The sequence below is a fragment of the Microbacterium xylanilyticum genome, assembly GCF_054654695.1.
Map to the genome: position 1 here is coordinate 2,695,248 of NZ_BAAIEN010000002.1, position 25,712 is coordinate 2,720,959.

A 25,712-nucleotide genomic window follows, 5' to 3' on the forward strand; every position below is an offset into this window, starting at 1 on the left:
CATGCCGGCGCGGGCGTGCGCGCGTCTCTCAGACTCAGGACCACCATGAACGCCTATCTCTCCGAACTCTTCTCGCTCGATGGCCGCACCGCCGTCGTCACCGGCGGAAGCTCCGGCATCGGCCGCGGCATCGCGACCGCACTCGCCCGCGCCGGAGCCGCGACCGTGATCGTCGCCCGCGGCGCCGATCGCATCGACGAGACGGTGCGCGAGCTCACCGATGCCGGGTGCCGAGCCGCCGGCGTCGTCGGCGACCTCGGCACCCGTGACGGGATCCGTGCGGCCGCGGAGGCCGCGACCGAGCCGTTCGGCGAGCCCGACATCCTCGTGAACTCGGCGGGCATCAACATCCGGCCCGCTTTCGGCGACATCACCGAGGACGACTGGGACGCCACGATGACGGTGAACGCCCTGGCGCCGTTCCTGCTCGGCCAGCGGTACGCGCCCGGGATGGCCGAGCGCGGCTACGGCCGGCTCATCCACATCAGCTCGCAGCAGGCGCACCGCGCCTTCGTCGGCAGCGGGATCTACGGTGTCTCGAAGGGCGCGGTCGAATCGCTCATGCGCTCCGAGGCGGAGGCCTGGGGCGGCACCGGGGTCACCAGCAACACGCTCGTGCCCGGGTTCGTGCTCACCCCGCTCAACGCGCGCCTGCAGGAGGATCCGGCGCGCATCGCCGCGCTCGCCGCACGGACGATGGTCGGCCGCAACGGCCTGCCCTCCGACTTCGCGGGTGCAGCGGTGTTCCTCGCCGGCGCGGGATCCGCGTACGTCACCGGGCATTCCCTCTTCGTCGACGGCGGGATGAGCGCGCACTGAGCGCTCCCCCCGGGTCCGGAACTCCGTCGGGGGCCGCCTGTTCGCGGTGCCCCGGCGGAACCCGCCGAACCTCAGGCGGAGCGGACGTCCGTGTCGATCCGCGCCGCGGCGACCTGCTGCGCGGCCAGATCGGCGTACAGCCCGCCCTGGGCGAGCAGCTCCGCGTGGGTGCCCGACTCGACGATCCGCCCCTCCTGGACGACGTGGATGACGTCCGCGCCGATCACGGTGGACAGCCGATGCGCGATCGTGAGCGTGGTGCGGCCCTTCGCCGCCTCGTCCAGCGCTTCCTGCACGACCCGCTCCGAGACCGTGTCCAGCGCCGAGGTCGCCTCGTCCAGCAGCAGCACCGGCGGATCCTTCAGCAGCACCCGCGCGATCGCGATCCGCTGCTTCTCCCCGCCGGACAGGCGATAGCCGCGCTCGCCCACCACCGTGTCGTAGCCGTTCTCGAACCCCGCGATCACATGGTGGATGTTCGCCGCCGTGCACGCCGCGACGAGCTCCTCATCCGTGGCGTCGGGCTTGGCGTACAGCAGGTTCTCCCGGATCGTCGCGTGGAACAGGTACGTCTCCTGCGACACGATGCCGATCTCGTCGATGATCGACTCCTGGGTGAGCGTGCGCACATCGGCGCCGTCGAACAGCACCTGCCCCCCGGTCGCCTCGTACAGGCGCGGCGCGAGGTACAGGATCGTCGTCTTGCCCGCGCCCGACGGCCCCACGAACGCGACGTGCTGCCCCGGCTCCGCCGTGAACGAGATCCCCTGCAGGGTGTCGCGGGCCGCCGGAGACGCATCCGGGTAGCGGAAGCGCACGTCGCGGAACTCGAGCTGACCGCGCGGCCCGGGAGCGGCGGTCGCCGGCAGGGCGTCCGGCGCGTCCTGGATCTGGGGCACGAGGTCGAGGTACTCGAAGATGCGGGCGAACAGGGCGCGGGAGGTCTGCACCTCGAGCGCGACGCGCATGAGCCCGATGAGCGGCATGAGCAGCCGCGCCTGCACGGTCGTGAACGCGACGATGGCGCCCGCCGTGATGGATCCGGTTCCGCCCGCGACGAGGAACCCCGCGACCAGGTAGATGATCGCCGGCACGCTGGACATGAGCACCGACACCACGGCGAAGAAGCCCTGCCCGCTCATCGCCTGACGCACCTGCAGCCGGATCTGGGTGCGGTTCTGCGCCTGGTAGCGGGCCGACTCGGAGCGCTGGCGGTTGAAGGACTTGGAGAGCAGGATCCCCGACACGCTCAGGGTCTCCTGCGTGATCGCGGTCAGCTCCGAGAGCGACTCCTGAGTCTGGCCGGCGATGCGTGCGCGCACCTGCCCGACGCGGCGCTGCACGAGAACCAGGATCGGCATGACGCACACGGCGATGATGGTCAGCCGCCAGTCCAGCAGAATCATCGCGACGAGCGAGGCGATCACCGTCACGGTGTTGCCCAGGATGCTCGTCACAGTGCTGGTGAGCACGCCGGAGACGCCGCCGACGTCGTTCTGCAGCCGGGACTGGATGACGCCCGTCTTGGTGCGGGTGAAGAAGCCCAGCTCCATGGCCTGCAGGTGCTCGAACAGGCGCACGCGGAGATCCCCGGTGACGCTGTTGCCGACCGTGGAGGTCAGCCACGTCTGCACCACGCCGAGCCCGGAGGACAGCAGGTAGAGCCCGATCATCGCGACCACGAGCAGGACGAGCAGATCCAGTCGCGGCGCGCTCCGGCCGTGCGGGAACAAGGCGTCGTCGAACACGCGCTGCACGAGCAGCGGCGGGATGACGCCGAGCGCGGCGCCGAGGATCACGAGCAGGCCGGTCACCAGGATCCGACCCTGATAGGGACGGAACAGGGCGACGACGCGCCGCCCGAGGTCGGGGATGCGCGGGGCCTCCGCGTTCTGCCGGCGCTGGGCCGCCTCGTCGACCGGTCGTGCACCGCGCATGCCGCCCATCCTCACCATCATGCTCATGAGCTCACCCCTGCCCGCCGCGGGCCGCCTGCACCCTCGGCACCTCGCAAGCGTATGTCCCCGCGCCGATGCCCCGGCTGTGGCACCCGTGCCGTCCGCTCACGGCGCAACGCCCTGCGAGCGGGTCCAGCGCTGCCGAGAGCAGCGCCGAGCCCCTGCCGGGAATGGAATGTTCGACCCTGTGGTTACGCTGAGAGTCGCCGGCTTCGCTGCCGCGTCCCATCCCCCTTTTTCGCCCCCGCAGAGCCGGAGGAACACATGTCCGCCATCGAAGCCGGATCCGTGCCGACCAGCGCCGGATCCTCCCTCATCCCCCGTCGAGACATGGCCGTCATCTGGGTCCTGCTCGCGGCGGCGTTCGTCGCCATCCTCAACGAGACGACGATGAGCATGGCGATCCCGCACCTCATCGACGATCTTCACATCGACCCGCTCGCGGCGCAGTGGGTGACGAGCGCGTTCATGCTCACCATGGCCGTCGTGATCCCCACCACCGGCTTCCTGCTGCGCCGGTTCTCGACGCGACAGATGTTCCTCGGTGCGCTCACGCTGTTCTCCGCGGGCACGCTCATCGCCGCGGTCGCGATCGGGTTCCCGATGCTGCTGCTCGCCCGCGTGGTGCAGGCCTCGGGAACCGCGATCATGATGCCGCTGCTCATGACCACGCTGATGAACCTGGTCCCGGCGCAGAGCCGGGGACGGATGATGGGACGCGTGAGCACCGTCATCTCGCTCGCTCCTGCGATCGGGCCGACGCTCTCGGGCTTCCTCCTCGACCACTTCAGCTGGCGTGCGATCTTCGTGGTCGTGCTGCCCATCGCCCTGGTCGCGATGTTCATCGGGTGGCGCTGGCTGACGAACGTGGGCGAGCGCACCGACGCACCTCTCGACGTGTTCTCCGTGGTGCTGAGTGCTTTCGGCTTCGGCGGGCTCGTGTTCGGCCTCAGCCAGACCGGCGCCCTTGCCGGCGGCGGTGCATCGCCGGCGCCGCTCGTGATCTCGCTGGTCGTCGGCGCGCTGGGCCTGCTGGCGTTCCTGTGGCGCCAGGTGGTGCTGCAGCGCAAGGACGACGCGCTGCTCGACCTCCGGGTGTTCACCTCGCGCGACTTCACCCTCTCCATGCTGCAGATGTTCCTGCTGTCGCTCGCGTTCTTCGGCACGATCACGGTCATCCCGCTCTTCCTGCAGAAGGCGCTGGGCCTGGAGAGCACCGAGGCAGGGCTCGTGGTGCTGCCGGGCGCCCTCGCGATGGGCCTGCTGGGCCCCGTCATCGGTCGCATCTACGACGCCCGCGGCACCAAGATCCTGCTCATCCCCGGATCCATCCTCGCCGCCGCGACGCTGTGGTTCTACACGACGCTCGCCCCCACGACGCCCGTCTGGATCGTGCTGATCGCGCAAACCCTCCTGTCGGTGGGGCTGGCGCTGTCGTTCACGCCGCTGTTCACGGCCTCCCTCGCCTCGCTGTCGCCGAAGTTCTACTCCTACGGCAGCGCGGTCATCGGCACCGTGCAGCAGGTGGCCGGAGCGGCGGGCATCGCCGTGATGATGGCCGTCTTCACCCTCATCGTGAACGGGCAGGGCGGAACCACGGTGCCGACGGCGGTCGCCGCCGGTTCCCGGGCGACGTTCATCATCGGCGCCGTCATCGCGACCGTGACCATCGTCGGCGCGTTCATCATCCGCAAGCCGGAGGACCAGCCGCACGGCGAGTTCGCTCCCGAGGAGAGCGCCGCACCCGCCGCGCACTGACCGCAAGCACTCCCGGCGCGGGATCAATCCTTCGCGCCGGGGAGGCGGCAGGCGCCGTCGATGCACAGGCCGACGTCGAGCGCGTCGAGGCCGGGAAGCAGAGTCAGACCCCGGGCGCTTCCGAGCGCCGGACGCTCGGCGTCCGCGGGGGTCTGCTGCTCGGATCCGGCTGCGGTGGTCATCCTTCGATGGTACGCCCGCCGGCGCGGACCGGCGTCGGAGCCGACGACCCCGCCCAGGTGGGAAGAACCTCCGAATCGAGCCGAAACGCCGCAGCGCGGTTGAGAGCGCGGCCCGGACGAGGAATCGTGGCCCGGACATGCCGTGACCGCGGTATGACCGAAACCGGAAGGAGTGCCTCGTGCTCACCTTGACCGACAACGCCACCGCGCTGGTCACCACGCTCGTCCGTCGTCGCACCGACACGGAGGGCGCGGGCTTGCGCATCCACACGGCCGACGCACCGGCGCAGACGGGCGAACCCCGTCTGGCCGCCGACGTGGTCGTCGCGCCGGAGCCGGACGATCAGATCCTGGATCTGCCCGGCGCCCCGGTCTTCCTGGAAGGGGAGGCCGCCATCGTCCTGGACGACAAAGTCCTGGATGCGAACGTGAACGAGGAGGGCGCCGTGTCCTTCTCCCTTCTGCCGCAGGCCGTCTGACGGTCCGCGCCGGGCTCGGGTGGTCGGCTCCGCGCCGTCCGCTCGAGCCCTTTTCCTGCCCGGGCCAGGCTCGCGCGAGCGGCGCTGCGGTCACGCCGGTGCGGTCACGCCGGTGCGGTCACGCCGTGGCGGTCAGCCCAGGCCGGTGACGAGGTTGATGATCGTGCCGAGGATCAGCGCGCCGAACACGTAGGCGATCGTGGTCTGCGCGATCACGAGCCGGCGGATCGCATTGCGGGTGACGTTCGTGTCGGCGACCTGATAGGTCATCCCCAGGCCGACCGAGAAGTACACGAAATCGGTGTACTGCGGATCCTCGGGCTGGTTGAACATGATCCCGCGGGATCCGTCGTAGTACAGCTTGGCGTACCGCAGCATGTAGTCGGTCTGGATGAGCGCCCAGGAGGCCGCGACGCTGAGCACCGCGATACCGGCGAGCGCGAACTGCGTCCACCCCGCCGCGTGCCGCGCCTCCAGCACCACCACCAGCACCGCCGCGATGCTCACGAAGCTGCCGGTCACGGCGATCAGCCGGGCGATCCTGCGCCCCGGGTCCTCCTCGGTGGCGTGGGTGCGGGTCTGCTCGGCGTCCATGCGCCACGTGACGAGCAGGATCCACACCGTGCTGACGAGCGCCAGCGCGCCCCAGGCGGCGAGCAGGGCCGAGCAGCGGCGTGACGAAGTATCCGACCACGATGCCGACCAGGATCGCGACGGGCGTGCGCACGCGCCAGCCATGGCTCAGAGGAAGCGAACTCACCTCCGCATGCTATCCCGGGCGCCGCCTCACGCCGGGGAGGGTCCGGGCTGGCAGTGCGGGCACAGCTGCGCCGAGGCGCCGCCGAACACACGATCGACGATCGTGGTTCCGCACACCGGGCACGCCTCTCCGCCACGGCCGTGCACGGCCATCGCCGCGACCTTGGCCTGCTTCAGCTGGTCCGGCGGCAGGCCACGCCGATCCGCGGCGGCACCGCGCAGCACGTCGACCGTCGCCTCGAACAGCCGCTGCCGCTCGTCGGCGTCGAGCACCGCGGCGTGCACGGCAGGGGCGATCCTGGCGCGGTGCAGGATCTCGTCGGAGTAGGCATTGCCGATGCCCGCGAGCGAGGTCTGCTCCTGCAGCAGTGCTTTGATCTGCTTGCGGCGAGTGCCCAGCGCCCGCTCGAACGCGTCGCGGGTGAAGCCGTCGGCCAGCGGATCCGGCCCCAGCCCGGCGATACCGGAGAGGTCGGCGGGAGCGTCAACGACGGACGTGGTGACGGCGAGGAAGTCCCCCGTGTCGACGATCTGCATCGCCGCACCGTCGTCCAGCCCGATCCGGGCGACCTCCGGCACCGCTTCCTCGCTCGGCGGATCCTCCGGCGCGTGCCAGCGGATCCATCCGTTGCGCCCGAACCCGAGCATCAGCCATCCCGCCGTGGTGTCGAACCCGACGTGCTTGCCGAAGCGCTGCAGACCCGCGATGCGTGCACCGATCAACGAACCCGGCGGCCGGCCACGCGTCTTCACGATGCGGAACTCCGCGACATCGATCTCCGCGATCTCGCGTCCGACCACCCGATCGTCGAGGAACTCGACGAGCGCCTGCACCTCCGGCGACTCAGGCATGAGCCCATCCTCGCACCGGGCGCGGACATCGGCTCAGCGGGTTCAGACCAGTGCGACCTCGTCGTGGCGTGCGATGGCGAACACCTGCCCCGGGTAGCGGAGCCCGGCGAAATACATGTTCGTGTGCGCGACGATCTGCGCGCCGGTGATCGTCACGCCGTCCGCCGTGGCGTCCGTGGTCGTGTGCGCGTCTCGCACGAGCGTCACGTCGTACCCCTCCGCCGCGGCGCGCTGCGTCGTGGTGCGGACGCAGAAGTCGGGCTGCGCCCCGGCGACGACCAGCCGCGTCGCACCGAGGTCGTCGAGCACGGCGCGGAGGTCCGTCTCGGCGAACGCGTCGCGGTAGCTCTTGCGGACGAGCGGCTCACCCTCGACGCGCTCGAGAGGCGCGGCGAGTTCCCAGTCGGCGGTGCCGACTCCGACCGGGTCGTGATGCACCCAGACCACCGGAACGCCCTCGCGGCGGGCCCGCCGCACGAGCGCGTCGGTCCGCGACAGCACGCCCTCCTCATCGAAGCAACCGGGCAGCACACCCGCCTGCATGTCGATCACGAGCAGGACCGTGCGGGCGTCCGCCTCTGCGGCTTCCGTGGGCATCAGTCCCAGGCCAGGTAGTCCTCGATGGCGAACGCGGTGTCGACCGGATCGCTCACCGGGAACAGGTGCCCGCCGCCCTCGATGGTCACGACGCTGGTCCGCTCCGGAGCGGCTTTGCGCAGCTTCTCGCCGTTCGCCGGCGGCATCACGTCGTCCTCGGATCCCTGGATGATCAGGACCGGCACCGACGGAGCGAGCGGCACGTCGACGTCCTCGACGCCGAGCAGCAGCACGCCGAGCGCGCGATCCGTGCGCTTGGCCGACAGCGCGCGGGCGACCGTGCCGCCGACGCCGTGGCCGCCGATCCAGGTCGCACCGATGCCGACGTGGTCCATCACGTCGCTCGCGTCCTGCACACGCTCCTCGAGGGTGGCCTCGTCATCCGCGCGGCTGCCGATCCGCAGCACGCGGATCCCCTCGCCGGCGAGGATGTGCGCGACAGACCCGAGCGCGCCGCCCTCCAGACCGCGTCCGGGAATCAGCACCAGAACCGGACCGTCGCCCTCCGACATCTCGTCGACGTAGGGGATTGCGCGGCCATCGGGTTCGAAGATGCTGTGGTTCTCGGTAGTCACCGAGCCATCGTATCGAGTGTCACCACCCTCGCCGCTGGCGACGCCATCGTGCACACGGCTGCACGGATCCCGAGCGCACCCCGCCGCAGGAGGAGGCGTCGTCCGCCCGCACGAGCTCATAGGCGTTCAGGAAGATCTCGCAATCGCAGCAGCAGGCTCCCTGCTGGCTCAGACGACGCAGCAGCGCGGTCGCTCGCGGCGCGCGGACCTCCCGATAGTGCTCGGTGAACCGGTGCGTGCCGTTGCACCCGTGCGCGGTCAGCTGGCGGTCGACGAAGCAGACCAGGCACTCGCCGTCCCCGGGCGCGAACAGCTCCTCGCTCAGCGCACGCACGATCTGCTCCGCCTCGATCTCGATCTGTGAGGTGCTCATGCGCGCACACTGCCACTGGCCACGGACAATCCAGCGTGGGCCCGGGTATCGTGGCGACCATGCTGGTCGTGGGATCCGTCGTCATCCGCGTCGATGATCTGGAGCGGCAGAAGGCGTTCTGGACGGCCGCGCTGGACTACGTCGTCCGCGAGCCGCACGACGATGAGTTCGTGGTGCTGCAGTCGCGCGATGGGCGAGGGCCGAACGTGTCCCTCGACATGATGCCGAGCGAGCGGATCCTTCCGCCGCGCATCCATCTCGACCTCTACGCCGAGGACCAAGCGGCGGAGGTCGCCCGGCTCTCCGGCCTCGGCGCCCGCGAAGTGCACTGGTCGGGCAGGCCGGCGGATGCGGACTACGTGATCATGGAGGACCCGGAGGGCAACCGCTTCTGCGTCATCGATGCCGCGGGACGGACCGGTTTCGCACCGTCGTGAGGCGCGCCGCGCCCGCCGACGTCGACGCGACGCGAGCACGCCGGTGGTCCGGCTCAGCCGATGTGATCGTCCGCGTCGGGCTCGGCGCGCAGCAGATCGGCGATCTCCTCCTCCGGGCGCGGAGCGATGTTCTCATCCGCCTCGAGCTCGGGGATGCTCGGTTCCCCGGGCTCTGGAACGTGTGCGGATTCGGGCCGTGCACCGGTGTCGGTCATGAGTGCGCCTCCTCGGGAAGACACCGTCAGGGTACGCCCGAGCGCAATGGGCCGGCACGCGGATCAGTCGAGCAGCGGCCGCTTCAGCCCCACGTGCGCCGTGCGGTAGCCGAGCCCGGTGTAGAAGGCGCGCGCCCGATCCCGGGCTTCGTCGGTCGTCACCTGGGCGAGGGTCGCCCCGCGGGACCGGCCGAAGTCATGGGCCCACTCCAGCATCGCCGTGCCGAGGCCCTGCGAACGCTCGGCGGGCGCGACCCGCAGACCCTCGATCTGCAGCCGCGTGGATCCGCCGCGCGAAAGGCCGGGGATGACGGTCAGCTGCACGGTGGCCACGATGCGCCCCGCGTCATCGCGCACCACTCCGAGGAAGTTCGAGCGGTCGCGCATGACCGCGCTGTACGCGGACTCGTATCGGCCGAGTTCGACGTCCTCGCGCTCCGCGCCGAAGGGGTCGTCGGCGAGCAGCGCCGCGATCGCCTCGATGTCCGCTCGCTCCGCCCGCTCCATCCGGTACGTGCGGCCCGCCACGTGGAGCAGCCCCCTCACCGACGTCTTCGCCTCCGCCTGCAGCCGCGCCACGAGCAGGTCGAGCCATCGGCCGACATTGTCCCGAGCCTCCGCCGTGTCCGGATACCGGCACCGCAGGTGCAGACCGGACTCGTCGAGGATGAACCAGAGCATGACCCCGTCGGTGTCGATCGCCGCGCCGACGTACTGCGCGTCGAGCCCGACGGAGTCGATCCGCACCGGCAGCCGGCGCAGATCCAGCCAGGAGATCGCGAACATCCCCGGCGCGATCGGCATCCCGCCCCAGGGCGCGAGCACATCGGCCAGCGGCCACGACCCGAGCTGCACGGCCTCCTTGACCGCCGCGGCCGCTTCACGCGGCTCGGCGACCGACGACTCGAGAACGGAGTTGGTGATGAACCAGCCCACGGAATCGTGCCAGGTGTCCTCGTAGCGGCTGTGCACCGGGAAGATCGCCCGCAACGGCGTGCCCGCGAGTTCTCGCGTGACCGCCGTCATGGCGACGACGGCGAGCGCCAGCGTCGACACTCCGCTGTCCCGTGCCTGCGCGGCGAACGCCACGCTGTCGTCCGGATCCAGCACATCGCGCACCTCGACCCTTTCGCGCTGCGCCTCGGGTGCGCCCAGCGGCAACGGGAACCGGGGCATCACCCCGCCGCTGTCGCGGATGATGTCGGCCCACCGTCGCCGCACCTCGTCCGGCGCCGGGTCGCGTTCGAGCAGCGACCGGGTGTGGTCCACGAACGCGGCGACCGGCGCCGACCAGGGCTCCCGGCCGTCGCGCGCCGCGTCCAGCGCCGTCATGAGGTCGCGGGCGAGGACGAGCATCGACCACATGTCCACATGTGCATGGTCGGAGCCGATCACGACCATGGTCTCGGTCGCGTTCTCGAGGACGCACAGCCGGTACGACGGACTGCGGTACGGAGAGCACGCCGCGTCGAGCACGTCCCGCACAGCGTCGTTGACGGCCTGCCCCGGAAGGATGTCGTGCTCGAGCCAGGATCCCGGACCGATCGCGATCTCATGCAGCCGGGGTCGACCGTCCTCGCCCGGAGCGAACGCGGTGCGCAGGGTGCCGTGACGTCCGATGACCGCGAGCCACGCGTCCGCGAGTTCCTCCTTCGTCGCCCGATGCGGCAGGCGGAACGAGATCGCCATCCACGATCCCGGCCTGTCTCCGAGGCCGACGTGGATCCCCTGGTCGAAGGAGACCGGCAGGCGCGCGCCGAGCTTGGAGGCGCTGACGTCGTACTCCCAGAGCCGGCCGAACGGGAGGCGCAACTGCGTGACGTGGGTCAGACGCATGGGAGTACCCTAGCGTCCCGCTAGCCTGGCATCAGCGTCGCGCCCGCGGATCCGGCACGCGCGACCCGGGAGCGGAAGGAGACCGATGCCCACCTTCGAGGTCACCGGCGCGGAGCTCGCCGTCGCGCTCAGCGATGAGGGCGGACACCCCGTCGTGCAGCTGCACGGCCTGACCTCGAGCCGGGCGAGGGATCGCGTCCTGAACCTGGACCTCGGTCGAGGTCTGAGCGGAACGCGCCTGCTGCGGTACGACGCCCGCGGTCACGGCAGGTCGACCGGGCGCAAGGTCGCGGAGGACTACACCTGGCCCAATCTCGCCGACGACCTGCTGCGGCTGCTCGATCACTGGTTTCCGGGCGAGCGGGTGCACGGCGTCGGGCCATCCATGGGCGCGGCGACGCTGCTGCATGCCGCGGCCCGCGAACCCGACCGGTTCGCCGGCCTCACGCTCACGGTGCCGCCCACCGCGTGGGAGACCCGCGCCGCGCAGGCGCAGAACTACCGGAACGACGCGGCCCTCGTCGAATCCGAGGGCGTCGACGCCCTGGTCGCCGCCCATCGCGGCGGAACGCCCCCGCCCGCGACCGTGGGCGCGCCCGAGACCGTGCCCGACGTCGCCGATGCGCTGCTGCCGTCGCTGCTGCGCGGTGCCGCGATGAGCGACCTTCCCGCCCACGACGTGATCAGCCGGATCGACGTCCCGACCACGATCCTGGCGTGGATCGAGGATCCGGGACACCCGCTCGCGACGGCGCAGACGCTGGCGTCCCTGCTGCCCCGCGCCACCCTGTCGGTGGCGAGCGACCCCGTCGACGTGGACACCTGGCCGCAGGTGCTCAAGCATGACGTCGCCCGACATGGTTGAGCCCTACTGGGTCCTTCTCACCCAGTCCCCGATCAGCGCGCGCAGCAGCTCCGGCTTCTCGTGCGGCAGCGCGTGCCCCGTGTCGTCGAGCACGGCCACCGTGGCCCGGAACCAGCGATCCGCGAGGTCCAGAGCGGCCGCATAGCCGACCGTCGCGTCGAGTCGGCCCGCCACGATCAAGGCGGGTCTGTCGAACGGCGCTCCCGGTGCGAGTTCCCAGCGCGCGGCGATCCGCTCCATGGCGGCCTCGTCGGCGAGCTCCGCCCCCGGGACGACGAACTCCTGATACCGCTTGAGCGTCTCCGGCGTCTGCACGACGAAGTACTCCCGGAACGTCTCGTCGCCGAGGTCCCCCGACCCGGCGACAACGCGGTGCTCCGGCACGTCTCGGATATCGGGCAGGAGCGGGCAGATCAGCGCGAGCCCGGCCACACGCTCCGGGTGTCGCGCGGCCACCCCGAGGGCGAAGTGCGCCCCGGCCGAATGCGCCACCAGGAGGTACGGCTGGTCGCGAGCGACCCGCTCGGCGAAGTCGAGCAGCACCCCGACGACGTCGTCGGCGCTGTCGATGCCTTCGGCGGCGGTGCGCCCCATCCCGGGCAGGTCGGGGTAGATCCGCCGGATCCCCTCCGTCCCCGCGAACGCCGGTTCGAAGCACGCCTCCGCCTCGCGGTGGTCGACCCCGGCTCCGTGCAGGATCAGCGCAGGGCGACCGCTCCCGTGCTCGACGAAGTGCACGATGGTGCTGCCCGCGGGTACGTCCACGACTCCACGGTAGGCCGTCGGCCGCGGTCGGGCCATGGCACACTGAGGCAGGTGCAGGTGAGGAACGCGCTGCGCACCGGGATGGGCGCCCGGGCTGCCGCCGCGATGCGCGCCCTGAACGCCCGGCACCCGTGGAGCCACAACGACGCGTTCCATTCCTGGATGGTCGCGCGACTGCCTGCGGGACGCGGCGAAGCGCTCGATATCGGGTGCGGTCGAGGCGAGCTCCTCGCTCGGTTGGCGCAGCACTTCGACCACGTCCATGGCATCGACATCGACGCCGGCATGCGCGAGGCGAGCGCCGCCCGGTGCGCGGGCCTCGCGAACGTCACCGTGGACGCCACCCCGTTGGAACAGGTTTCCGAGGGCAAAAACGTGGTCACGATGATCGCCGTGCTGCATCACCTCGACCTCATGCCGGCGCTCCGCCAGGTCGACAGGATCCTGAAGCCCGGCGGACGCTTCCTGTGCGTCGGGCTGGCCCGGCCCGACTCCGCAGCGGATCAGCTGTGGGATGTGGCCTCGATGCTCACCAACCCGATCATCGGCTTCGTGAAGCACCCCTGGGTGGCGCAACAAGCAGACGCGGCTCCGCCCTTCCCCGTCAAGGATCCGGAGTACACGCTCGCCCAGATCCGGGACGCGGTGCGGCAGACCATGCCCGGCGCGGTGATCCGCCGCCGACTGGGCTTCCGCCACACGATCGAGTGGACGAAGCCCGCGGTTGCCTGAGGATGATCAGACGTTGAAGCGGAACTCCACCGGGTTACGTCAAAGTTAGGCATTATGGTTTCATGAGCAGACTACGACGCGCCGTACACACGGGGCAGGACGTGTTCACCGCCGACAGAGCCGTGGCCGCAGGAAGAAGCGACTAACCTGCACTGCCGTCCAGCGGCAGAGATTTCAGATGGCTCGCTAGCCCAGACATGTCCGGGTAGATGTAGGACCGCCTGTAGCCGAAGCGCGATTCCATAACGTCGCGAATCTCATGCTTCGCCTTCGCGGTGATTCGGAAGCTGAACGTCGGCGCGAAGTTCCGAGCGTTGTATTGCGGCTTTGCGGTCGGTCTGAACATCTTCGCGTATATGGACGCGGAAGCGAGCAGGTCGTTACGTCGCCAGTACGAACTTCCCTCAATCTTGAAGTACGGAGCGATTTTGGATGACGTGATCGGCACACCGTCAAGGATGAATGCCGCGTTCTGCGCGGAGATTCTCGGATCGTACGCCGGGGGCACCCACACTCGACGCCTGGCTCCGGTTCCCCAGTCGAATAGTTGGCGATCAGCGTTTGTCCGCATTGCGTGCCAGTAAGGGTCACGCGCCGCACCGAGTTCGTCCAACCACAACCTCGAGTCAGGCGGCGGCTGCTTGCCTTCCCGCGTGACCGGCATTGTGGCGAGCGCAAACAGGCGAGCGTCATCATCCTCGGTGTTCGCGTCGAACTCGACGGCGAACCATGCGCCGATATACGGATTTTTCGTGACGTCGATCAGGCGTGTCGGTCCGCCGAAGTGCTGCACTCGCGCAAACGTCTCCAACGCAGAAAGGTTGTCGAACCGCCAGTCGTTGCGCGCGATACGGAGAACTTCCGTTTCGGCGGTAACCATCTGGTCCTCGTCCGGATAGGGCTGCGGTTGCGCTGGCCGCTGTGCGGGCGGCACAACGCCGTTTACCTGCATTAGGTGTCGGTAAAGGTGGCTATGCAGCCCCCACTCGGCGTTCCGTACCCCGCGCCACACAAGCGGAAGATCAGGCGTCTTGGAGATCAGTTTGGTTATCGCCGCATGCAGATCATCAAAAGATTCAATGACCTCCTCAGTCCCCGCAAAGTAGCTGGCAGCCGAAATCATCGCGTCCGAGTAGACCCCTTGGGGCGGGCCTGGCTCTTCAAAGTCGCTCGCGCGGGTCAGCGCCGGTGCTTGATCAAGCTGACGCGCGAGGCCCGCGATGACCTCGGGCGAAGGAAGGCTCGACCTGTAGGCCTCGAGTCCTAGAGCAAACGCCGCAGCATCCTTGGCTACTTGTTCCCGGATCGACCTGATCGCGGGCGCGAGCGTGGCGGCCATCTGTTCCCGCATCCCGCGCGTGGCTTCGGCGCCCAGAAGGATCGACTTGATGATCGCACCGTACTGGTCTGTGCCAGCGGCGGTGGGGTTAGCAGGTCCAGGGCCGGTCCCATCGGCGCTGGGCCCTCCGGTCTCATCGTCGGGCTGGGCCTGCGAGGATGCCTCTGCCGGCGTGTCGTCCTCGGGGTCGTCCTTGGTCACAGCTGAGGTTATCGCGCCGCTTGCTCGAAGGGTCCCTATCAGGCCATAAAAGCTTCAACAATCGGTTGATTTACCGACTGAAAGGAGCGCTTCTTGGGAACCGAAAGCCCCGGCGACAAACCACAACGGGCGTCTCTCTGCGACCGCTGGCAGGACGAGTACACCTGGACGACAGCCGAGGGCGGCAAGCGCACTCCCCGGCAGACGGCAGCAGACGCGAGCTTCCACGAGGTAGAGGAGGACGAGCAATGACGACCATGATCGGCTACCTGCGGGTCAGCACCGAGGAGCAGGCCAACAGCGGCCTGGGATTGGAGGCCCAGCGCGAGACCATCCAGCGCTACGCAGACGCCCAGGGCTGGGACATCGTTTGGTACGAGGATGCAGGCCTTAGCGCTAAGTCGCTCGACCGGCCCCAACTACGGGACTGCTGCACGGATAGGTGACAGGTTATAGTCACGCCGCCAGTGCGACGGTCGTGTTCATGATGGTCTCGAACTCGATGGGCGTCAAACGGCCCAGGCGTGCCTGGCGTCGGCGACGGTGGTAGGTCCGTTCGATCCAGGTCACCATCGCGATGCGGAGTTGCTCGCGGGTGGTCCAGGTTCGGCGGTTGAGGACGTTCTTCTGCAGCAGCGCGAAGAACGATTCCATAGCTGCGTTGTCTCCGCTGGACCCTACTCTGCCCATGCTCCCGACCATGCGATGCCGGCTGAGGGCGCGGAGCATCTTCCGGCTTCGGAACTGAGATCCCCTGTCGGAATGCACGATGCATCCGGCGACGTCGCCGCGCATCGCAACAGCGTTCTCGAGGGCTTGGACGGCCAGACGGGACTTCATCCGGGAGTCGATCGAGTACCCGACGATCCGTCCCGAGTAGACGTCCTTGATGGCGCAGAGGTAGAGCTTGCCCTCCGCGGTCCGGTGTTCCGTGATGTCGGTCAGCCACAGTTCGTTCGGCGCCTCCGCTGTGAACACGTGCCGCACACGCCCGTCCTCGTCGACGACCGCGCACAGGTCGTCGTGGACGGGAGGGCCGGGTCGGCGGCCCTTGCCGCGCTTGGGCTTGCCGAACGCGCTGAACCAGCCGTTACTCGACGCGATCCGCCACGCCGTCCGATCCGACATCGCCTCTCCGTTGTCGCGGGCCTCGTCGGCGAGGAGGCGGTGCCCGAACTCGGGGTCGTCCTGGTGCGCGTCGAATAGCGCGTTCGCGCGATACGCCTCCACCACCTCACTATCGGTGATGGGGTTCGCCAGCCAGCGGTAGTAGGGCTGGCGGGAGAGCTTCAATACCCGGCACGTCACCGTCACAGGAATCCCTGCGGCGGCGAGCTCCGTCACGAGCGGGTAGAACCTTTTCCCGGCAGGTTCGCCTGCGACAGATACGCCGCCGCACGCCGCAGGACCTCGTTCTCCTGTTCGAGGAGCCGGTTTCGCTTCCGCAATTCGCGGATCTCGGCCGCCTCGGTTCGGGACTGGCCGGGCTTGGCTCCCTCGTCGATGTCGGCGCGACGCATCCACTTCTGCAACGTCATGGGGTGAACACCGAAGTCTTTCGCGATCTGCTCGATCGTCACACCGGGCTCACGATTTCGCGCGACGCGCACGACATCGTCACGGAACTCAGTGGGGTAGGGCTTCGGCACAGCAACATCCTTCCAGGCCAACCCCTCGGGCAAGCCAGATCAGATGTCACCTATTCGTGCAGCAGTCCCTACAGGCCGCGCTCGACCGACTCAACGTCAGCCCGAAGCGCCGCGACGTTGACGGCATCGTGGTTGCCAAGCTCGACCGCCTGAGCCGTAGCGTCGTTGACTTCGCAGGCGTGCTGGAGCTTGCCCGCGCGCGCAAGTGGGCACTCGTCGCTATCGACCTCGGCGTGGACACCTCCAGCCCCACGGGCGAGCTGGTCGCCAACGTGATGATGTCGGTCGCGCAGTGGGAGCGCCGCGTAATTGGCGAGCGCACATCTGCCGCGATGCAGGCGGCGAAGCGAGCCGGTCGTCACATGGGCCGGATGTCGACGCTCCCCGAAGCCACGGCGGCACGCCTGTTACAGCTTCGAGCGACGAACACTCTAGGGGCAACTGCTGCCGCGCTCAACGCTGAAGGTCTCACCACGGCTACCGGAGTCCTGTGGACCGAAAACGCGGTCTGCAAGGTCCAGAGACGTCTTACATCCCGTTGGCGGGGCGAAGTAGCGGTTCACTGATCAAGTCGCGACCGGGCCGCAGGCGGTACGGATGCGGCCGTGCCTCCCAGCCACTGGGTCTCTTCTAGTTAGGGTGATAGTTGGATCTGGCTCCTCGTGCGCTGCGCGAGACGCTGGATCGATACAGGCGGATGACGACCAAGGACAGCATATTGACCTCCGAAGACCTCATCGCGGACGCGCTTGCGGACGGCCATATCAGCTTCCGGGAAGTCCGGGGCATCACCCGGATCGTTTACCATCCCTCAGGCCACACTGAAAGGTGGTCTGACCCTGAGGAAAAGGTCCGGGCCGGGCTGTTTGCAGAGCTGATCTACCGCTACGAGTACGCCCCTGAGCGGATCGGTTTCGAGGTCGTCGTCCCACGACGGACTGCCAGCGACAAGGCCGACCTAGTGGTGTATCGAGATGATGAACAGAAGGACCCGTTCATCGTTATCGAGTGCAAACCCGGCGGTGTCACTGACAAGGTCTTCGACCAGGCCGTCGAGCAGGCGTGTGGTAATCGCTCCAATCTTGGCGCACCTTACGCCGCAGCCGTCGCCGGCCTCACGCGCCGCATCCTCGACTTCACATCAGCCAAGGTTCTCGAGCGCAATCGAAACCGGATTGCCGATCTTCCGAAGCGTTACGGCAAAGCGCCCGATTGGAGATACCTGCGGGGGGTCGCCGGTTCTGATATCGCGCCCGTTAGCCGTGACGCACTGCGGACAGTCATCGGTAAGTGTCATCAGACCCTTTGGGAGGGCGGCAAGCGCAGCCCCATCGAGGCGTTTGACGAGTTCTGCAAGATTGTGTTCATCAAAGTGCAGGACGAGAAGCGCCACGCCAAGGTCGGCGAGCCGTACAGTTTCCAGCGCAAGACGGACGAGACGAACGACCAACTTAGATCACGTCTCGTGGCGCTGTACGCGAGCGAGCAGCGTCGTGACCCTGAGGTGTTCGAGGATTCGCTCAAGGTCGCCGCTGCGCCGCTGGCGACTCTGGTTGAGCACATCGAAGCGATCAGCCTGAGTAAGACCGACCTGGACACCAAAGGTATGGCGTTCGAAGCCTTCATGGGCGGGTTCTTCAAGGGTGACTTTGGTCAGTACTTCACCCCGCGAGACCTCATCAACTTTTGCGTCGAAGCGCTCGAGCCTGGCACTGACGACCGCGTGCTGGACCCGGCGTGCGGCTCGGGTGGCTTCCTTCTGCACGCTCTGGACCTCGTGCGGACTCAGGCCAACGACATGTACCCGGATCACAACGTGGACCCGGAGCAGTTCAACGCGCACTACCGCATGTGGCATGACTTTGCGCAGAACAACCTCTTCGGCATCGAGATCAACGAACAGCTTGCGCGCGTCGCCAAGATGAACATGATCATCCATGACGACGGCCACACGAACGTCGTCGGTCACGACGCGCTTGACTTCATGCGAAAGCTGAGCGCCGAACGCAAGGGTCTGACCGCGGGTTCATTTGACGTCGTTCTCTCGAATCCGCCGTTCGGGGCCACGGTGAAGTCGAGCGAGAAAGGCGATGACTTCCTCGACCAGTACGACCTGCGCGCCGCCGTTGGGGCACCACGGCGGTCGATCTCATCGAAGAAGAACCCTGCGCGCGGCGACGTCAAGACGGAGATCCTCTTCCTTGAACGGATCCACCAGTTCTTGAAGCCCGGCTCCGGTCGAGCGGCAATCATTCTTCCCGAAGGCATCCTCAATAACGGTTCGCTGAAGCCTGTACGAGAGTGGATGCTCAAGCACTTCCAAGTTATGGCGGTCGTGAGTCTGCCGGAGCATGCTTTCAGTCACTACAACGCGAATGTGAAGACCAGCATCATCTTCGTGAGACGGCTGGGAGAGGATGAGAGTGCGGCCTCGTTGTCGGATGCCGCGGTCCTGATGGCGTCCGTGCAATCTGTTGGATACGACGCAGCAGGCCGAACTCTCTACGACGTCGAGATTGACGAGGCATCGTCGAGTGAGCGCACTGAGACTCGGAGGACTGACCTCTTGTCGACGCGCGTCCATCTCGTTGCACGCGCCACTGTAGGCGGCAAGGCTCAATGGGAAGAGCAGGGGCGGCGGGTCCTACCGGACTCTGGACTGTTGGCCGTGTGGCGTTACTTTCAACGAGCGGTGGCGCTGCACAGCGACGAACTGCTGCCCGCGGGCACGGACCCCGAGACGACCTACATTGCCCGGCACGGGGACCTTTCTGTTCGGATGGACGTCCAGTACAACCATCCACAGCACCTTGCCATGATCGATGACTTGATTCGTCGCGGCGCGACGACGCTCGACAAGCTGGTCAACTTTTCCGACGAGCGGTGGAACCCTAAGAAGGCGGACGGCGACAGCTTCCGCTATATCGAGATCGGCGGAGTCGATCGGCGCTGGGGGCGAGCGCGAGCATCGGTGAAGGCCGTGGCCGACGCTCCGTCCCGCGCGCGGATGCTGGTACGCGATGGAGACCTATTGGTCAGCCTCACGCGTCCAGATCGCGGTGCCATTGTGCTCCTGGACAGCACCTTCGACGGCGCTGTAGCGACTACGGGCTTTAGTGTCCTGCGGGATGTAGATGAGACCCAGGTACACCCGGAGTACCTCTGGTACGCGTTGCGTAGCGAAGCGAGTCGCCGCCAGATGTACTACCGCCAGAGCGGAGGGAATTATCCCGCCATTACGGAAGACGAGCTCGGGCGAATTCTCATCGTGCTCCCCTCACTGGAGGAACAGGGGCGCGTTCTGGAGGGACGTCGGGTCCAGGTAGAACAAATCGAGCAGCTTCTTGATCAAGTGGCTGTGCTTGAGGCGGAGCTGTTTCAGGGTCTCAACGCTGAAGTGACTGCTCTCTCGGAGGACGGCGAGCTCGAAGTTGATAGCGCGGGCGTCGCTGGCGTGTGACAGACAAGTAATGGCCAGCTCAGGTTTCGCGGGGAAACCCGCCTGGGGTTGTCCGGGTGCGTAGTCGAGTTCGCCTACGCAGACCGCCCGGGTAGAGATGCATGAAGGGGGCCCTTCAGGCAACGCCGCGGCTCAACGGATTGCACTGTGGTGAAAGTCGAACCTTGGGTGTCCAAACGGCGGGGCACTCTACAAGCGGTCGATCCGCGTGTCCTCATCGCGATCTGCCCACGCATCGCCTGTGTTCGTGCGGGCGTGAGGAACGAATCGGTGACAACTGATCGTTAGTGCTGGGAGGCGCTGGCGGGAAGGATGTCATCATGCCCGGTCCCTATCCCAGAGAGTTCCGCGAAGACGTTGTCGCGGTTGCTCGCAGCCGCGAGAGCGGCGTCACCATCAAGCAGGTTGCGACCGACTTCGGTATCAGCGAGGCGACGTTGCAGAACTGGCTCCGTCAGGCCGACGTCGAGGAAGGCAACCGTCCTGGTCAGACCGCCGCGGACGCTGCCGAGGCACGTGAACTGAAGAAGCGGATCCGCCTCCTCGAGCAGGAGAACGAGGTCCTCCGGCGAGCGGCGGCGTATCTGTCGCAGGCGAACCTGAGACTCGGTGGCTCCCCAAAATGACGTACCCGCTCGTATCTGAGCTCGCCGACGCGGGGATTCCCGTGACGGTGTCGTGCCGGGTCCTCAAGCTCGCAAGACAGCCCTACTACCGGTGGCGAAACGATCCCGTCAGGGACGCGGACATGCTCCGCGCGTATCGGATCAACGCGCTGCATGACGCGCATCACGACGACCCGACGTTCGGATACTGATACCTCGCCGACGAAGCCCGCCGGGCGGGATGGCGGATGAGCCGGCGCACGGCGTGGAAGCTGTGCTCGCAGGCCGGGATCCTCTCGTCCGCGCAGCGCCGGCGACGTGGGAAGGGCAAGAAGACCGGCCCGCCGGTGTTCGACGATCACGTGCAGCGGGTGTTCCGCGCCGATGCCCCGAACCGGCTGTGGCTCACGGACATCACGGAGCATCGGACGAGCGAAGGCAAGCTTTACTGCTGCGCGATCAAGGATGTGTTCTCCAACCGCATCGTCGGCTACTCGATCAGCGACCGGATGACCGCGAAGCTCGCCGTCGATGCCGTCCGCAACGCCGTCTCTCGTCGCGGTGAGGTCGCCGGGTGCATCCTGCACGCTGACCGGGGCAGCCAGTTCCGCAGCAGGGCGATGGCCCGCGAGCTGCGCCGTCATGACATGGTCGGATCGATGGGTCGCGTCGGCGCCGCCGGAGACAACGCCGCCATGGAGTCGTTCTGGTCGCTGCTGCAGACGAACGTCCTCAACCAGCAGCGGTGGGCCACCCGGCAGGAACTGCGCCTCGCGATCGTCGTCTGGATCGAGCGGAAGTATCACCGCCAACGAGCACAGGACACCCTCGGCGGGTTGACGCCGATCGACTTCGAAGCCAAGCTAACCGAGCCGCAATCTCTCGCGGCCTAAACCGAATCTGTCACCGATTCCTGCTTCACGCCCAAATGCCTAACTGTGACGGAACTCCACGACGTCGCCGTCCTGCATGACGTAGTCCTTGCCCTCGAGGCGCGCCTTGCCCTTGGCGCGCGCCTCAACGACGGATCCGGTCGCGACCAGATCGTCGAACGAGATGACCTCGGCCTTGATGAAGCCCTTCTCGAAGTCGGTGTGGATCACGCCGGCGGCCTGCGGGGCCTTCCAGCCCTTGCCGATCGTCCAGGCGCGGGCCTCCTTCGGGCCGGCCGTGAGGTAGGTCTGCAGGCCCAGCGTGTCGAAGCCGATGCGGGCGAGCTGGTCGAGGCCCGACTCGTCCTGACCGGTGGAGGCGAGCAGCTCCGCCGCGTCCTCCGGATCCAGGTCGATGAGCTCGGACTCGATCTTCGCGTCCAGGAAGATCGCCTGCGCGGGCGCGACGAGCGCTGCGAGCTCGGCCTTGCGGTCGGGATCCGTGAGCACCGACTCGTCGACGTTGAAGACGAAGATGACCGGCTTGGCGGTGAGCAGGCCGAGCTCCTTGATGGGAGCGAGGTCGATGCCGCTCGTGGAGAGCAGCTGGCCGCGCTCGAGGGCGTCCTTGGCCGCGTTCGCCGTCTCCAGCACCGAGGCGTCGGTCTTGCGGCCGCGCACCTCCTTCTCGATGCGCACGATCGCCTTCTCCAGCGTCTGCAGGTCGGCGAGCATGAGCTCGGCGTTGATCGTCTCGAGGTCGTTCTTCGGGTCGATGGCGCCGTCGACGTGCACGACGTCGTCGTCCGCGAAGCCGCGCACCACCTGCGCGATCGCGTCCGCCTCGCGGATGTTCGCGAGGAACTGGTTGCCCAGCCCCTCGCCCTCGCTCGCACCGCGGACGATGCCGGCGATGTCGACGAACGACACCGTGGCCGGCAGGATCCGCTCGCTGCCGAAGATCTCGGCGAGCTTGTTCAGCCGCGCGTCCGGCAGGTTCACCACGCCGACGTTCGGCTCGATGGTCGCGAACGGGTAGTTCGCCGCGAGCACGTTGTTCTTGGTCAGCGCGTTGAAGAGGGTGGACTTGCCAACATTGGGCAGGCCGACGATTCCGATGGTGAGAGCCACGGGGTACGAGTCTACCGGGGCGCGTACCCGCTCAGGATCCGGGGATGCGGCAACGGTCCGGCCACCGGCCGTCCACCTCCCGTTCACGCGGCGCCGGGACGCTGAGCGGCGGCGCGCGCCTTCGCGCGCCGCGACCCGTCACCAGGAGGAATCGTGCCCGCCCCTGCTCTCCGCCGCGTCCGCGCCGGACTCGCCGCCGTCGCCCTCGGCGCGCTCGTCGCCGGCATCGCCGCGCCGCCGGCGTCCGCCCTCGGAACCGAATCCGACAACCGCTACAGCAGCAAGCAGCCGTACATCGCTCCGACCGCGGACGACATCGCGGCGTACCAGCCGGCACCCTCCGGGTACCGGCCCCTGGCCACCGAGTCGGTGGCACGGCACGGGTCCCGCGGACTCGCCGGCTACAAGTACGACGCGCTGCTGCGGCGCATGGCGGAGACCGCTCAGGTGGAGGGCGGCTTCCGCTCCCCCGAGATCGGTGCAGCGCTGCTCGCGAACATCGACGCCCTGACCGCCGCGAACGTGGAGAACGGGTACGGCATGCTCACCGGCCAGGGCGCCGCGCAGCACCAGGGCATCGGCGCGCGGGCGTATCAGCGCAACGCCGGGCTCTTCGCCGCAGCCGCCGCGCACAAGGACCGCATCGTCGCGGAGACCTCGGGCGAGGCTCGCGCCACCGAATCCGGCGAGAACTTCCTCCGCGGATTCTCGGACGCGGCGAGCGGGTCGCGCACCCCATCCGCGGACGTGCCGCTCGAGTCCCGACCCGACCTGCTCTACTTCCACAAGGTGGAGAACCCCGACGGCACCGAGAAGGCCGCGGGCTCACCCGAGCGCCTCCGCGCCCAGGCGTACGAGGACTACATCGCGGCGCAGACGGCCGACGGCGGCACGATCGCGGCTGCCATGGACTACATCGAGTCGCTGCCCGCCTCGGTGACGAGCGCGGAAGACGTGCTCTCTGGGATCTTCACGCCCGCGTTCATCGCGGCGATCGGCACGGACGCCGCGCACCGCTGGTACAACACGGCGAACGGCACGAAGGGCGGCCCGCGCGCGTGCGCGCCCGGCGCCGATCCCGTCGCGGATCCGGACGCGTGCGGCGACCCGATGAAGTCGATCAAGACCCCGGTCGACGCCGCGATGACGCTGTACAACCTGTACATCATCGCCGCGGATATGGAGGAGGAGAACATGCCCCCGCACGCCTTCGACTTCTCGCCGTACTTCGCGGGCCGGGAGGCGGACGCGCAGTGGTTCGCCACGCTGCTGGACGCCGAGGACTTCTACGAGAAGGGGCCGAGCCTCGCCGGCCACGACGAGACCTACCGCGTGGCGCAGCCGCTGCTGGACGACTTCTTCTCGGTGATCGACGCGCGCGCTGCCGGCGGCGACGTCGCCGCCACCTTCCGCTTCGCGCACGCCGAGACGATCATGCCGTTCGCCGCGCTGCTGCACCTGCCCGGGTCCACGGTCCAGGCCCCGGACGTGGCCGCCCCGGCGTCGCCGGCCGACGTGTACGACACGGCGACGAACCCGTGGCGGGGATCGCTCGTCTCGCCGATGGCGGCGAACGTGCAGTGGGACGCCGTGCAGCGCCCGGGCGTCGATCCGTCCACGAGGAAGCGGTGGACGCCGCTCGTGCGCATGCTGGTCGACGAGCGCGAGGTGCCGTTCCGCGACGGCTGCAGCCCGGTCGCTCCCGGATCCCACTGGGTCAAGCTGACGGAGCTGAAGCGCTGCCTGTCCGGGATCGCGACGACGGAGAGCCCGCTGCTGGGCGGCCCCGGCCGGCGCTGAGCCGCGCGACTGACCCCGGGCCGCCGACGCCCGGGGTCAGTCGCGGGTCGCCCGATAGGCCGCGGTGACGTACGGCATGGTCAGCGTGCCGCCGTCGGCGAGTCCGAGCTCGTCGAACAGCTCGTCCATGCCGCGGGCGACACGCGCGCGCTCCTCGTCCGAGGCCGTGATGAGATAGCTGCGCGAGCTCGCCATGGCATGCAGCTCGGCGCGGGTCATCTCCCTGGTCCATTCCCAGCGGCGCTCCTCGAGCGGCCCGAACGGTGCCGCCACACGCACCGCATTGCTCGCGACCATCTCCTCCGCAGGGCTCCCGTGCATGACCGTCGAGAGCCGGCGCACCCAGTCGGTGCGCTCATCGCGCACGTTCCAGATCAGCCCGAGCACCCCGCCGGGACGCACCACACGGCCGATCTCCGCCGACGCCGCCACCGGATCCACCCAGTGCCACGCCTGCCCGAGCACGGCCGCATCGGCGCTGGCGTCGGCGAGCGGCAGCGCCTCCGCCGTGCCCGCGACCGTTTCGACCCCGGGCGTCTTCTCGCGCAGGACCGCGAGCATCTGCGGATCCGGATCCACGGCCGTCACGACGGTTCCGAGCGCCCGCACGGCCCGGGTGAGCTTGCCCGTCCCGGCGCCGATGTCGACGATCGCGGCGCCCTCCGGCACTACCTCGAGCATCCACCGCACCGCCTCGGCCGGGTACTCCGGCCTGCCCTTCTCGTAGCTGCCCGTCTCGGATCCGAAGCTCGTCGCACGTTCCACCATGGCTCGAGACTACGCCCGCCGATCTCGGCCTCCGCGGCGCGCCTGCCCGGCCATCGGGCGCCGTCGGCGGAGGGTGGAGGCGTGGCTCTGGACTTCACCGCGATCGACTTCGAGACGGCGAACTCCTCCCCTGCTTCCGCGTGCTCGGTGGGCCTGGTCCGCGTCCGGGACGGCGTCGTCGTCGCGCAGACCGGATGGCTGATCCGTCCGCCTGCCGGGCACGACCAGTTCCAGGAGTGGAACGTGCGGATCCACGGCATCCAGGCGCACGAGGTCGCCGACGCCGACGACTGGAGCGCGCAGCTCGACCGGCTCTGCGCGTTCGCCGGGGCGGACGTGCTCGTGGCGCACAACGCCGGGTTCGACCTCAACGTCATCCGCCGCGCCTGCGAGGCCACGGGCGACGACTGCCCGCCGTACCGCTCGCTGTGCAGCCTGGCAGTGGCGCGCAAGGTCTACGACCTCGAGTCCTACAAGCTGCCGGTCGCCGCGGCGGCCGCCGGGTTCGGCGAGTTCCCGCACCACGACGCACTCGCCGACGCCCGCGCCTGCGCGCAGATCGTGATCGACGCGGCGCGGCGCACCGGATCCGGCACCGTGCAGCAGCTCGCGGAGCGGGTCGGCGTGGCCGTCGGCGGGCCGCTCGCCCCGGCGGCGCCGGCGAAGGTGCCCGCCGCCGCCTGAG

At 68.6% G+C, this 25,712-nt stretch carries 26 protein-coding genes and 1 pseudogene; 13 read left to right on the top strand and 14 right to left on the bottom strand.

Going from position 1 to position 25,712, the window contains the following annotated elements; all coding sequences use genetic code 11:
* The first annotated feature begins 45 nt into the window (after positions 1-45).
* The gene (locus ACYQ1L_RS13555; RefSeq protein WP_460004611.1) at positions 46-819 is read left to right on the top strand and encodes an SDR family NAD(P)-dependent oxidoreductase; all 774 of its coding nucleotides are present in this window, start codon (positions 46-48) and stop codon (positions 817-819) included.
* Between the two features lie 71 nt (positions 820-890).
* Here ACYQ1L_RS13555 and ACYQ1L_RS13560 read toward each other — a convergent pair whose 3' ends face one another.
* A complete protein-coding gene (locus ACYQ1L_RS13560) occupies positions 891-2,765 on the bottom strand; it encodes an ABC transporter ATP-binding protein (protein ID WP_460005826.1) in 1,875 nt (624 codons plus the stop codon).
* A 276-nt stretch (positions 2,766-3,041) separates the two neighbouring features.
* Between ACYQ1L_RS13560 and ACYQ1L_RS13565 the strand changes: the two genes are divergently transcribed.
* Complete coding sequence (locus tag ACYQ1L_RS13565) at positions 3,042-4,535, top strand: MDR family MFS transporter (RefSeq protein ID WP_460004612.1); 1,494 nt, start codon at positions 3,042-3,044, stop codon at positions 4,533-4,535.
* A gap of 23 nt (positions 4,536-4,558) precedes the next feature.
* Here ACYQ1L_RS13565 and ACYQ1L_RS13570 read toward each other — a convergent pair whose 3' ends face one another.
* The gene (locus tag ACYQ1L_RS13570) at positions 4,559-4,717 is read right to left on the bottom strand and encodes a hypothetical protein (RefSeq protein WP_460004613.1); all 159 of its coding nucleotides are present in this window, start codon (positions 4,715-4,717) and stop codon (positions 4,559-4,561) included.
* 179 nt (positions 4,718-4,896) lie between these two features.
* Between ACYQ1L_RS13570 and ACYQ1L_RS13575 the strand changes: the two genes are divergently transcribed.
* Entirely contained in the window at positions 4,897-5,196 is a 300-nt protein-coding gene (locus tag ACYQ1L_RS13575; RefSeq protein WP_159575462.1) for a Fe-S cluster assembly protein HesB, read from the top strand.
* Positions 5,197-5,328: 132 nt separating this feature from the next.
* On the opposite strand, the gene ACYQ1L_RS13580 is transcribed toward ACYQ1L_RS13575, so the two are convergent.
* The 5 genes from ACYQ1L_RS13580 to ACYQ1L_RS13600 are packed head-to-tail and all read right to left on the bottom strand — an operon-like array spanning position 5,329 to position 8,352.
* Positions 5,329-5,934, bottom strand: a complete 606-nt coding sequence (locus ACYQ1L_RS13580) for a DUF1345 domain-containing protein (RefSeq protein WP_460004614.1) — start codon at positions 5,932-5,934, stop codon at positions 5,329-5,331.
* Positions 5,935-5,982: 48 nt separating this feature from the next.
* Complete coding sequence (locus tag ACYQ1L_RS13585) at positions 5,983-6,807, bottom strand: DNA-formamidopyrimidine glycosylase family protein (protein WP_460004615.1); 825 nt, start codon at positions 6,805-6,807, stop codon at positions 5,983-5,985.
* A 42-nt stretch (positions 6,808-6,849) separates the two neighbouring features.
* Positions 6,850-7,404, bottom strand: a complete 555-nt coding sequence (locus tag ACYQ1L_RS13590) for an isochorismatase family protein (RefSeq protein WP_460004616.1) — start codon at positions 7,402-7,404, stop codon at positions 6,850-6,852.
* On the bottom strand, positions 7,404-7,979 hold the full coding sequence (locus ACYQ1L_RS13595; RefSeq protein WP_460004617.1) for an alpha/beta fold hydrolase: 576 nt from the start codon (positions 7,977-7,979) through the stop codon (positions 7,404-7,406). Before ACYQ1L_RS13595 ends, ACYQ1L_RS13590 begins: the two co-directional genes overlap by 1 nt.
* A gap of 19 nt (positions 7,980-7,998) precedes the next feature.
* Complete coding sequence (locus ACYQ1L_RS13600; protein WP_460004618.1) at positions 7,999-8,352, bottom strand: DUF2695 domain-containing protein; 354 nt, start codon at positions 8,350-8,352, stop codon at positions 7,999-8,001.
* Between the two features lie 59 nt (positions 8,353-8,411).
* On the opposite strand from ACYQ1L_RS13600, the gene ACYQ1L_RS13605 reads away from it, so the two are divergent.
* Entirely contained in the window at positions 8,412-8,789 is a 378-nt protein-coding gene (locus ACYQ1L_RS13605) for a VOC family protein (protein WP_460004619.1), read from the top strand.
* Between the two features lie 53 nt (positions 8,790-8,842).
* On the opposite strand, the gene ACYQ1L_RS13610 is transcribed toward ACYQ1L_RS13605, so the two are convergent.
* Together ACYQ1L_RS13610 and ACYQ1L_RS13615 are read right to left on the bottom strand one after the other, a co-directional pair.
* Entirely contained in the window at positions 8,843-9,004 is a 162-nt protein-coding gene (locus ACYQ1L_RS13610) for a hypothetical protein (protein WP_460004620.1), read from the bottom strand.
* Between the two features lie 63 nt (positions 9,005-9,067).
* On the bottom strand, positions 9,068-10,840 hold the full coding sequence (locus ACYQ1L_RS13615; RefSeq protein WP_460004621.1) for a GNAT family N-acetyltransferase: 1,773 nt from the start codon (positions 10,838-10,840) through the stop codon (positions 9,068-9,070).
* Between the two features lie 85 nt (positions 10,841-10,925).
* Between ACYQ1L_RS13615 and ACYQ1L_RS13620 the strand changes: the two genes are divergently transcribed.
* A complete protein-coding gene (locus ACYQ1L_RS13620) occupies positions 10,926-11,705 on the top strand; it encodes an alpha/beta fold hydrolase (RefSeq protein ID WP_460004622.1) in 780 nt (259 codons plus the stop codon).
* A gap of 3 nt (positions 11,706-11,708) precedes the next feature.
* Here ACYQ1L_RS13620 and ACYQ1L_RS13625 read toward each other — a convergent pair whose 3' ends face one another.
* On the bottom strand, positions 11,709-12,470 hold the full coding sequence (locus tag ACYQ1L_RS13625) for an alpha/beta fold hydrolase (protein ID WP_460004623.1): 762 nt from the start codon (positions 12,468-12,470) through the stop codon (positions 11,709-11,711).
* Between the two features lie 51 nt (positions 12,471-12,521).
* Between ACYQ1L_RS13625 and ACYQ1L_RS13630 the strand changes: the two genes are divergently transcribed.
* Positions 12,522-13,202: a class I SAM-dependent methyltransferase gene (locus ACYQ1L_RS13630; RefSeq protein ID WP_460004624.1), complete on the top strand. Its 681-nt coding sequence runs from the start codon at positions 12,522-12,524 to the stop codon at positions 13,200-13,202.
* Between the two features lie 142 nt (positions 13,203-13,344).
* Here ACYQ1L_RS13630 and ACYQ1L_RS13635 read toward each other — a convergent pair whose 3' ends face one another.
* Positions 13,345-14,742 (bottom strand): FRG domain-containing protein, encoded by a 1,398-nt coding sequence (locus ACYQ1L_RS13635; protein WP_460004625.1) that lies wholly within the window; start codon positions 14,740-14,742, stop codon positions 13,345-13,347.
* A gap of 93 nt (positions 14,743-14,835) precedes the next feature.
* Between ACYQ1L_RS13635 and ACYQ1L_RS13640 the strand changes: the two genes are divergently transcribed.
* Complete coding sequence (locus ACYQ1L_RS13640; protein WP_460004626.1) at positions 14,836-14,994, top strand: hypothetical protein; 159 nt, start codon at positions 14,836-14,838, stop codon at positions 14,992-14,994.
* A complete protein-coding gene (locus tag ACYQ1L_RS13645; RefSeq protein WP_460004627.1) occupies positions 14,991-15,188 on the top strand; it encodes a recombinase family protein in 198 nt (65 codons plus the stop codon). The genes ACYQ1L_RS13640 and ACYQ1L_RS13645 overlap by 4 nt, the downstream gene beginning before the upstream one ends.
* 10 nt (positions 15,189-15,198) lie before the next feature.
* On the opposite strand, the gene ACYQ1L_RS13650 is transcribed toward ACYQ1L_RS13645, so the two are convergent.
* Positions 15,199-16,391, bottom strand: a protein-coding gene (locus ACYQ1L_RS13650; protein ID WP_460002364.1) for an IS3 family transposase whose coding sequence is annotated in 2 segments (ribosomal slippage) — positions 15,199-16,104 and positions 16,107-16,391 — 1,191 coding nt in all. Because the reading frame shifts where the segments join, the coding sequence is not laid out codon by codon here.
* A 56-nt stretch (positions 16,392-16,447) separates the two neighbouring features.
* Between ACYQ1L_RS13650 and ACYQ1L_RS13655 the strand changes: the two genes are divergently transcribed.
* The 3 genes and pseudogenes from ACYQ1L_RS13655 (at position 16,448) to ACYQ1L_RS13665 (ending at position 21,349) form a co-directional block, all read left to right on the top strand.
* A complete protein-coding gene (locus ACYQ1L_RS13655) occupies positions 16,448-16,957 on the top strand; it encodes a recombinase family protein (RefSeq protein WP_460004628.1) in 510 nt (169 codons plus the stop codon).
* A 131-nt stretch (positions 16,958-17,088) separates the two neighbouring features.
* A complete protein-coding gene (locus tag ACYQ1L_RS13660) occupies positions 17,089-19,851 on the top strand; it encodes an N-6 DNA methylase (RefSeq protein WP_460004629.1) in 2,763 nt (920 codons plus the stop codon).
* Between the two features lie 320 nt (positions 19,852-20,171).
* Positions 20,172-21,349 (top strand): annotated as a pseudogene (locus ACYQ1L_RS13665) (IS3 family transposase).
* Between the two features lie 39 nt (positions 21,350-21,388).
* Here the strand turns inward: ACYQ1L_RS13665 and ychF are convergent.
* Positions 21,389-22,459 carry a redox-regulated ATPase YchF gene (gene ychF, locus ACYQ1L_RS13670; RefSeq protein WP_460004630.1) on the bottom strand — a complete coding sequence of 357 codons (1,071 nt, stop codon included), beginning with the start codon at positions 22,457-22,459 and terminating at the stop codon, positions 21,389-21,391.
* A gap of 153 nt (positions 22,460-22,612) precedes the next feature.
* Here ychF and ACYQ1L_RS13675 point away from each other — a divergent pair, with 153 nt between their 5' ends.
* Positions 22,613-24,259: a histidine-type phosphatase gene (locus ACYQ1L_RS13675; protein ID WP_460004631.1), complete on the top strand. Its 1,647-nt coding sequence runs from the start codon at positions 22,613-22,615 to the stop codon at positions 24,257-24,259.
* Between the two features lie 36 nt (positions 24,260-24,295).
* Here ACYQ1L_RS13675 and ACYQ1L_RS13680 read toward each other — a convergent pair whose 3' ends face one another.
* A complete protein-coding gene (locus ACYQ1L_RS13680) occupies positions 24,296-25,027 on the bottom strand; it encodes a class I SAM-dependent methyltransferase (RefSeq protein ID WP_460004632.1) in 732 nt (243 codons plus the stop codon).
* Between the two features lie 81 nt (positions 25,028-25,108).
* Between ACYQ1L_RS13680 and ACYQ1L_RS13685 the strand changes: the two genes are divergently transcribed.
* The gene (locus ACYQ1L_RS13685) at positions 25,109-25,711 is read left to right on the top strand and encodes a 3'-5' exonuclease (RefSeq protein ID WP_460004633.1); all 603 of its coding nucleotides are present in this window, start codon (positions 25,109-25,111) and stop codon (positions 25,709-25,711) included.
* Position 25,712: the final 1 nt, after the last annotated feature.

Coding starts and splice junctions, on each gene's coding strand:
- ACYQ1L_RS13620 (WP_460004622.1), top strand. CDS start 10,926: ATGCCCACCTTCGAGGTCACCGGCGCGGAGCTCGCCGTCGCGCTCAGC.
- ACYQ1L_RS13585 (WP_460004615.1), bottom strand. CDS start 6,807: ATGCCTGAGTCGCCGGAGGTGCAGGCGCTCGTCGAGTTCCTCGACGAT.
- ACYQ1L_RS13615 (WP_460004621.1), bottom strand. CDS start 10,840: ATGCGTCTGACCCACGTCACGCAGTTGCGCCTCCCGTTCGGCCGGCTC.
- ACYQ1L_RS13560 (WP_460005826.1), bottom strand. CDS start 2,765: ATGGGCGGCATGCGCGGTGCACGACCGGTCGACGAGGCGGCCCAGCGC.
- ACYQ1L_RS13660 (WP_460004629.1), top strand. CDS start 17,089: ATGACGACCAAGGACAGCATATTGACCTCCGAAGACCTCATCGCGGAC.
- ACYQ1L_RS13600 (WP_460004618.1), bottom strand. CDS start 8,352: ATGAGCACCTCACAGATCGAGATCGAGGCGGAGCAGATCGTGCGTGCG.
- ACYQ1L_RS13645 (WP_460004627.1), top strand. CDS start 14,991: ATGACGACCATGATCGGCTACCTGCGGGTCAGCACCGAGGAGCAGGCC.
- ACYQ1L_RS13680 (WP_460004632.1), bottom strand. CDS start 25,027: ATGGTGGAACGTGCGACGAGCTTCGGATCCGAGACGGGCAGCTACGAG.
- ACYQ1L_RS13570 (WP_460004613.1), bottom strand. CDS start 4,717: ATGACCACCGCAGCCGGATCCGAGCAGCAGACCCCCGCGGACGCCGAG.
- ACYQ1L_RS13565 (WP_460004612.1), top strand. CDS start 3,042: ATGTCCGCCATCGAAGCCGGATCCGTGCCGACCAGCGCCGGATCCTCC.
- ACYQ1L_RS13610 (WP_460004620.1), bottom strand. CDS start 9,004: ATGACCGACACCGGTGCACGGCCCGAATCCGCACACGTTCCAGAGCCC.
- ACYQ1L_RS13605 (WP_460004619.1), top strand. CDS start 8,412: ATGCTGGTCGTGGGATCCGTCGTCATCCGCGTCGATGATCTGGAGCGG.
- ACYQ1L_RS13580 (WP_460004614.1), bottom strand. CDS start 5,934: ATGGCTGGCGCGTGCGCACGCCCGTCGCGATCCTGGTCGGCATCGTGG.
- ACYQ1L_RS13555 (WP_460004611.1), top strand. CDS start 46: ATGAACGCCTATCTCTCCGAACTCTTCTCGCTCGATGGCCGCACCGCC.
- ACYQ1L_RS13590 (WP_460004616.1), bottom strand. CDS start 7,404: ATGCCCACGGAAGCCGCAGAGGCGGACGCCCGCACGGTCCTGCTCGTG.